Raw genomic sequence first — 7124 nt, forward strand, 5'->3', positions numbered from 1 at the left:
TTCCCCTAAAAGATGAAGTCTGCCGTGATGCTGTAGACCCGTACTTTGCCGTCATAAGGCAGCAAAGAGCCATCCGGTGCGTTCCTTCGTACATAGAAGCCGGTGTAGGACGCCTGCGGGTACTTGTGTTTGATCTGGTCGATCTGGACTTTCAACGCAAGATTCCGGTACGCATCCCAACGCAAGCCGATCAGATTCCGGTTTGCTGCCTGCGGAAATAGCAGCGACCGCGATACTGTATTGGCAAGGGTATCCGCACTGGCCTGTAGTGCAGGATCGCTGACGGTGAATTGAACGGGGAGCTGGCGGTTGGTCGACTCCACCTTATTGAATCCGATATAGGGAGTGAAGTTATTGATGCGGTAGCCGAACTGGGTCACGAACGAGCGGGCATCGCTGATAAAGGTATTGACCTTGCGGGTTGCATATTCCGCAAGCAGATTCCAATTTCCGTCATCGTAGTTGAGCGAGACAACGTTGAATGTGCCCCCCCAATTGGTAATCAGGCGATTGACGCGGGGAATAAGATCGGCACATGGCGCATTGGTACAGTATGGGGCGATGGCATTGAGATTGGGCAACAAGGCGTTGATTGCGGTGACGTAGCTGCCGCCGGTTGCACGTGCGTCATCCAACTTGGTGAAGGCATACCGTAGTGTCCAATCGTTGATGGCGTAACTGACAGCCGTACCGTAGATCTTGTCGACGTCGTAGGCCAGAAAGGGGAGCTTATAGCGTGTACGACCGGCAAAGGTTTGCAACCGGACTTCACCATCCCACAGGCTGTGCCGGTACCGGATATCCGCTCCATCGTGCCCAACCATTGGATAAATGCCGATGGTTTCGAGTGGTGCACGCGCACTGAGTTGCGCGTAGCCGACTTCACGGGATTCGGAGCTACTGGTGACCGGGGTGACCATGCGGCCCGCGCGTAGGCGCCAGGAAGGGTTAATCTCCCAGGCTGCATTGGCCCATTCCACGGTGGGTGCGAAGTTGCCTTTCTCACGTTGTGTACCGACAACCTGTACCACGCCATGCCAATCTGCGCTGGGTGCAAGGTCCAGCTGAACCCCCAGACGGGATTCAGCGTCAAAGGCCCAGGTGTTGCTGTTTGTGCGTGCTTGAAAGCTGCGTTTGAAACCGATCGCCGCGTCATCAGTTCGGGTTGCCGCGATGCTGCCAAAACCGGAGAGTTGTATCTTGGGTTGATGGTCCGCCATTGCTGTAGGTAGAACAAGGCCGGTCAGGATAGGCAGATATAGAGCTGGGCGCATGGTGAGTCCCATCATTATTGCTGTAGATACTGGCTCAGTATTTGTTCGATCCGGCGTTCGTCCTGCAATCGGTTGAGTACAGGGTTCAAGCGTTGGATCAGCTGGCGTCCGTCAGGTGTATCGCTGGCGACGAGATGTAAACCAACAGTTGGCCGATCTGAAAGTGGCAACCGGGATATCTTGGCGGATCTTGCCAAATCCCCGGTTTGTTTATCGATCAGATAAAGGCCTGCGACAATCTCACGGAATTCGAGCATGCCGTCGCACCGGCCAAGCAAAAGTTTCTGTATCAGCTCAGGGTATAGATTCGTACCGGTATCGACCTGTCGGCTGGTAATACCGAAGTCTTCGTAACTTAGGCCGCGCAGACCACATAACTGAAGCTGGTTCAAGTCATTAGGAGTGGGTTTGCTAGGGAGCTTGGCAGCAGCTTTGCGCAGGACATACAGTTCAGGATGCAACTTGAAGTAGGCTTCTGAACCCACCAGGCCGGCTTGCTTGGTGATGCCGCTACTCATATTCAAACCCAACGCATGGTGGCCGTGTTTGACGTCTTCGATGCAGCGTGCCTGAGGCTCTGCCTCAAGTTGCACAGTAAGGCCCAGCTGCTTGGCCACTTCCGTTAATACATCGATGCCCAGACCGGCCAGCTCACCTGTTTTGGGAGATGTGAATACGAAGGGGGCTTGTTCCTGCCGACCTACACAGACGGAGAGTTCCGACGCTAAGCTGACTGAGGCTATCGTCGAAAGAAGAAGTTGGGCGATCCAACGAAAAGGGTATTGGTGATCAGGACTGACAGCATAGTAAGCCATGAATTGATGAGCTCATCTTATTCTGCGTTTTCTATACCCTGTAAAGATCAGGGCGACCTCCTCAGTGCAGCGACCACGCTTGTCACGTGGTACCGCAAGCCTAAGCATAGTGCATCGAACCGAATTGGCGAGGAAACCAAGTGTGTGGATAAGTAGACCGATAAGCGGTGCATTAAGGCAAGAAGGCCGGTTACTGATATAGTCTCATATTGCATTGTCATATTCATTGTTCGGGAAATCATGTTCTGCCGCCTTTTTATCCACCACCAGCTTGCTCAGCCACTACTTTGCGGGGTTCAAGCATGAAGCTCATCCAACGTTTCAATACGGCTGTCCGTAAATTCTTTCGCCAGCCTGTTACCCTTACCAGTCCCATCGTGCTTGTGCCGCCTCCTACGGAAAAAGGCGATCAGGGTCCACAAATTTTCACCAAGGAAGCGATTCAGGAGATGCCGGACTTTGCCGGCTTACCCTTGGAGGCTATCGAGGTAGTGCAGTCGCCGGCCGCTATTTCCGCTGCCTGTGCGGACATGCGTAAGGCGGGCATGGTTGGGTTCGATACCGAGTCGAAGCCCAGCTTTGATAAGGGTGCTCCTTCTCTTGGGCCACATCTTATTCAGCTGAGTACTGCAACAAGGGCTTATCTTTTCCCCATACAGGGAAAAACGCTGCCTGCGCCTTTGCAGGAACTATTGACTTCGCCGGATATACGCAAGATTGGTTTTGACCTGCGCTCCGACATTGCGCTGTTGGCCAACAACTTCAAGGTGCAATGTCAGGGTATCGATGACTTGGCAGGCCGTTTCCGTAAGGCGGGTTATCGCAATACGATAGGCGCGGTACAGGCCGTGGCGTTGACGTTCGGCCAGCATTACCGCAAGTCCAAGAGTGCGAAGATGTCGAATTGGGCCTCGCCCACGCTGAGCGTAAGCCAACGGCGCTATGCAGCAAATGACGCCTATGTTGCTCTGCGGGTCTATCTTGCGCTGAAAGCGGCACAAAGCAACGGTAGCGGTGCTTAAAGGGTGTCATTTTAAGCAGTTGTACAGCATGGTTTGACATGGTGATGCGAGCTGATCGCTCCGCTGTTTGACAGATATTTTGCTGACTTGAATTGGTATTCAAGACGGCTATCGGTTTTTGCTGTTGCCAGGTAAAGCGTCTTAAGGCGCGGGCTACGCTAAAATCGCAATTGGATGTCAAAGGAAAAGCCATGATGGAGTCTGTCAGTCTTGTTTGGGTCTCGAATAGCATCGAGTGGGAAGATGTGCGTTTGGATGCTCGGCACGTGTCGTATGAAGGTGATGTGCTCCGAGTAAACTATGTGGGGCAGACCGACGACGAGGGCCACTATGAAGGCGAGTTCGAGCTCGCATTACACGAAGGTCTGCAGGGACTGGAGGGGGAGTACACTGTCTACCCACCAAAGGGAGCAAGTGAGCAGTTTGCCCAGGTGGTGACGTTTGGCCTGACAGGCCAAATCAAACTGCAGCCAGAGGGGTATTACGCTTTTGTCGGCATATGGGATGAAAGCGGTATGGCCAACGAGTTCAAAGTTGCTCCTTTGCAGATGTCGGGCCAAGCAGTACCAAAATCTGTTGTCTCTGTACCGAATACGCCAGCATCTACCGATGTATTAAGTCGATTTGAAAGCAGCCTTGCGGCTTATGAATTGTTGTTGGTTGGCGTTACGGGCTTGGCGAGTTTGCAACCGCGGTTCGATGGATTGAAGGATCTGCTGGCGACAGTGCGCCAGCGTCAGTCAGACGATGCAATCTCATCCGAAGCGTTGACTGACTATCTGCGTGAAGAAGCCTCGGCAGCGTTGGAATCCCTGTTGGATGAGCCCATCACGCTGCCCGGCGGTACGCCGGCGGATATACGCCGCGTGGTCGACAATCTGGCGGAAGCACTGCGCCAATATGGCTACCCGGTCTGCGCGAGTTGGCTGGGTTTGGATGACCAGACAGCGCATTGAGTGTGCACTCGGCCGGCGGTTGTGAGTACTGATACCTGTACAACCACCATTGGCCGGCTGTATTTACGCTAGCTCAAATGGTTTAGCAAGTCTGGGCCAAATACCTCGCGGTGGATTCGTGCCGGGCTGACACCCGCTGTCAGCAAGCCTTGCCACTGCTGTTGCATGAATCCTATTGGCCCGCAGAGATAGAAATCCCCTTTCAGTGTGTTTTCATCCAGCATTGCATCCAATTGCATACGGCCTGCATAGTGATAGTGCTGGCCAATTTTGTCTGTACTTAAGGGAGCTTCATAGAAAATGGCTTCCCTTAGGTTTGGGTGCCTGATTCTGGCGATAGTGAGGTCCTCGAGCAGTGCATGGTTGCGTCGATGCTGTGTAGCATGGGCGAACAGCACAGGCCGTTTGGGGTGTCTGTCACTCAATGTATTTAAGACCGAAATCATGGGCGTGATGCCAATGCCTGCGGAAATCAATGAGATGGGTGTGTCGTTGTCCAATTTAGGTGCGAAGTCCCCGAATGCAACGCCTGCCATAAGCTGGTCGCCGGATTTGATATTTGCATGCAACCAGTTCGACACTTGCCCTTCTGGTGTGTCGTCTGTCGATGATTCGCGTTTGACGCTGATACGCCACCAGGGTTGATCGGGGGAGTCCGACATGCTGTATTGACGTAGCTGGCGTAACTCACCTAGTCGCACCGCAACGCTGACGTACTGGCCGGGTTCAAATGGACCGGGTGATCGGTTGTCCAGCGTCTGTAGATAAAAAGAGCGTACAGATTCGCTTTCCTGGCGTATCGCAATGACTTTCAGTGGTCGGAGTTCACCGGCCTTGGTACCAGCACTTTTATAGAGCTGTTTCTCTGTTTCGATCAGTTGCGCTGCGAGTAGGCCATAAGCTTCATCCCAGGCGGAGAGCAGGGCAGGTGTTGCAGCTTCGCCAAGTATGGTTTGGATAGCAGCGAGTAGATGCTGGCCGACAATAGGATAGTGCTCGGGTTTGATGCCGATAGAGGCGTGCTTGTGGGCGATGCGTGCCAGTACAGGTGCCAGTACTGCCGCATTATCGATATTGGCGGCGTAGGCAAATACGGCTGCAGCGAGGGATTGCTGCTGACTGCCATTGGCCTGATTACCCATATTGAAGATATGCTTGAGTTCCGGGTGGTTCTCGAAAAGTGTCCGGTAGAACTCCCGAGTTATCGTCACGCCATGTTCGCGCAAAACCGGTACGCTGGCATCGATATAGGGACGGGCTGTTGGCGACAGCATCGGTATTTCTCCTTTTGTGGTATTTTAAATGCAACATTTAGGGCAGGCTATTAGTTGGGACAGCGAGGGTAGCGACATCCTTATTGGATATGGACTTGGCGGCTTCTTCAACAGCCAGATGGAGCACATAGCCGATTTTCAATAGTCCTGGTCCAATCAACAGCATGAGGTGTCCACTGACCTGGACGGCAAGGAGTCGGTTGTCTGGTTGTATGTAGCCAAGGTAGAAACCACCCAGGCTGAGCAGAGCTGCCAACCATAAAAGATGTGAGGACAGGTGGCGAAAGAAGACGATGTGTGACATGGCGTACTCTCCGGTTCAACTAGGGTGGGCAGTAATAGGTAAAGAGGCAAAGGTACTGGGACGCGGGAAGTGCCCCAGTTCGTGCATGAGCCTTAGGGATTCACCGATGCGTTCAACGCGGGTAAGCCATGCTTCTGCCAGCTCGGCATCCAGCCGAGCGCGGACTGTTTGGCGGAATAGATCCAACCAATCGTTTAGTAACTCAGGCGTGAAACCGGCGGCAGCATGGCGCTCCGTTACGTTGTAGCGATAATCGAGGTAGCGCTTGCCACCGAGGGTAACCCACCAGAAGTGGCTGAGATGGCGCAAATGTTCAGGCCAGTCCGTTACCCTGCCAAAAGGGCCTGCCAGTGTCGGATGTTGGCGTACGGCGGTGTAGAAGGTTTCAACGACGCTTTCGACGTTCTTAAGTCCAATGGCTTCTGCAACAGCTTGCATATCAGTGCCTCGTAGCTTGTTGGCCAAGGAACTGGCGGTGCAGGGTGATGATGGCTTCACCGGTACGCCTGGCGCAGACATCCGCCAAGTTGAATTCGTCCATCTTGGAATAGAAAGCTTCCAGGCCGGCGTTCAACGCGCCTTTCAGCAGACACTGACCCCGTAAGGTACAAGGTGGCTCGTCGCAATTGATCAGTTCAGTGCTGCCTTCCAAACCACGCAATACCTGACCAAGCCGTAGATTCTCGGCCGATACCGCAAGTTGCAACCCACCTTTGCGACCGCGGATTGCAGTGACCCAGCCCAACTTACCCAGCTTGTTCACCACCTTAACCAAGTGGTTATGCGGGATATCAAACTGGTGGGCGATTTCGGCAATCGTCACCGGCAGGGTACGGTCTGCGTCGTTAAGGCTCAGATACATCAGCGTACGCAAGCCAAGGTCGGAAAAGCGGGTTAATTGCATGTGGGCTACTCATTAGAAGCACATCGCCATGATATTTAAGTTGCATTTTAAATGCAACTTAAATGTGGTCCGCATGACATATGCCGTGATTGATCGTGATCAAATTTTTAGAACCTGTTTACGAGCTGTCGCGAGCGGCTGTTAGCAGGGTGAAGCGCAGCACGGAAACCGGAATGTACTTCTGTACATGAGGCTGTGAACTTTTTGGTGCGAAAGCACCCTAGCAGTTCGGCGTCCCCCTTGCGGGGGCTTTCGAGCAGCACATAAATCCTGATCACTGCTGCGCAGTAGGACCGTAAGCCGGTTCTTAGAACCTGTCTATAGTCTGCTGCGCGTCAGCAATACGGCGTTAAAAACAGCCTCGGAATGCTCATTTACCACGCGTAAACTCCGCTTCCTCGGCTGTTTTCGCCTTGTCTTGCTTTAGCTCGCGAGACTTTGAACAGTCTCTAAGAACCTGTTCAAAGTCTCCGCAGAAGAAGAGTCAGAAAGGCAAACTGAATGAATTGCAAGCTGGTGTCGAGCTTGCGTTCACAGTTCTTCCACAATCGACGGCACTTCTCCAACCACGCAAA

Annotated in this window: 8 protein-coding genes and 1 pseudogene; 2 read left to right on the forward strand and 7 right to left on the reverse strand. The window is 53.2% G+C overall.

Annotation, left to right across the window (positions count from 1 at the left end):
• Positions 1-5: 5 nt before the first annotated feature.
• Positions 6-1274 (reverse strand): hypothetical protein, encoded by a 1269-nt coding sequence (locus ACUHMQ_RS13890; protein WP_445296059.1) that lies wholly within the window; start codon positions 1272-1274, stop codon positions 6-8.
• A 14-nt stretch (positions 1275-1288) separates the two neighbouring features.
• Positions 1289-2089 (reverse strand): substrate-binding periplasmic protein, encoded by an 801-nt coding sequence (locus ACUHMQ_RS13895; RefSeq protein ID WP_445296060.1) that lies wholly within the window; start codon positions 2087-2089, stop codon positions 1289-1291.
• A 302-nt stretch (positions 2090-2391) separates the two neighbouring features.
• Here ACUHMQ_RS13895 and ACUHMQ_RS13900 point away from each other — a divergent pair, with 302 nt between their 5' ends.
• The gene (locus tag ACUHMQ_RS13900) at positions 2392-3111 is read left to right on the forward strand and encodes a 3'-5' exonuclease (RefSeq protein WP_445296061.1); all 720 of its coding nucleotides are present in this window, start codon (positions 2392-2394) and stop codon (positions 3109-3111) included.
• A 191-nt stretch (positions 3112-3302) separates the two neighbouring features.
• Positions 3303-4067 carry a hypothetical protein gene (locus ACUHMQ_RS13905; protein WP_445296062.1) on the forward strand — a complete coding sequence of 255 codons (765 nt, stop codon included), beginning with the start codon at positions 3303-3305 and terminating at the stop codon, positions 4065-4067.
• 68 nt (positions 4068-4135) lie between these two features.
• Here the strand turns inward: ACUHMQ_RS13905 and hmpA are convergent, their stop codons facing one another.
• The 5 genes and pseudogenes from hmpA to ACUHMQ_RS13930 all read right to left on the reverse strand — a co-directional run.
• Positions 4136-5341 (reverse strand): NO-inducible flavohemoprotein, encoded by a 1206-nt coding sequence (gene hmpA / locus ACUHMQ_RS13910; protein WP_445296063.1) that lies wholly within the window; start codon positions 5339-5341, stop codon positions 4136-4138.
• A gap of 37 nt (positions 5342-5378) precedes the next feature.
• Positions 5379-5645: a hypothetical protein gene (locus tag ACUHMQ_RS13915; protein WP_445296064.1), complete on the reverse strand. Its 267-nt coding sequence runs from the start codon at positions 5643-5645 to the stop codon at positions 5379-5381.
• Between the two features lie 15 nt (positions 5646-5660).
• A complete protein-coding gene (locus ACUHMQ_RS13920; protein ID WP_445296065.1) occupies positions 5661-6083 on the reverse strand; it encodes a group III truncated hemoglobin in 423 nt (140 codons plus the stop codon).
• A 1-nt stretch (position 6084) separates the two neighbouring features.
• On the reverse strand, positions 6085-6549 hold the full coding sequence (locus ACUHMQ_RS13925; RefSeq protein WP_445296066.1) for an RrF2 family transcriptional regulator: 465 nt from the start codon (positions 6547-6549) through the stop codon (positions 6085-6087).
• 461 nt (positions 6550-7010) lie between these two features.
• Positions 7011-7124 (reverse strand): annotated as a pseudogene (locus ACUHMQ_RS13930) (IS5/IS1182 family transposase); the annotation flags it as partial.

This window comes from Chitinimonas violaceus (genome assembly GCF_052601015.1).

Excerpts from the sequence above, each read along its gene's own strand:
- ACUHMQ_RS13895 (WP_445296060.1), bottom strand. The coding sequence starts at position 2,089 with ATGGCTTACTATGCTGTCAGTCCTGATCACCAATACCCTTTTCGTTGG.
- ACUHMQ_RS13925 (WP_445296066.1), bottom strand. The coding sequence starts at position 6,549 with ATGCAATTAACCCGCTTTTCCGACCTTGGCTTGCGTACGCTGATGTAT.
- ACUHMQ_RS13890 (WP_445296059.1), bottom strand. The coding sequence starts at position 1,274 with ATGCGCCCAGCTCTATATCTGCCTATCCTGACCGGCCTTGTTCTACCT.
- ACUHMQ_RS13920 (WP_445296065.1), bottom strand. The coding sequence starts at position 6,083 with ATGCAAGCTGTTGCAGAAGCCATTGGACTTAAGAACGTCGAAAGCGTC.
- ACUHMQ_RS13915 (WP_445296064.1), bottom strand. The coding sequence starts at position 5,645 with ATGTCACACATCGTCTTCTTTCGCCACCTGTCCTCACATCTTTTATGG.
- ACUHMQ_RS13905 (WP_445296062.1), top strand. The coding sequence starts at position 3,303 with ATGATGGAGTCTGTCAGTCTTGTTTGGGTCTCGAATAGCATCGAGTGG.
- hmpA (WP_445296063.1), bottom strand. The coding sequence starts at position 5,341 with ATGCTGTCGCCAACAGCCCGTCCCTATATCGATGCCAGCGTACCGGTT.
- ACUHMQ_RS13900 (WP_445296061.1), top strand. The coding sequence starts at position 2,392 with ATGAAGCTCATCCAACGTTTCAATACGGCTGTCCGTAAATTCTTTCGC.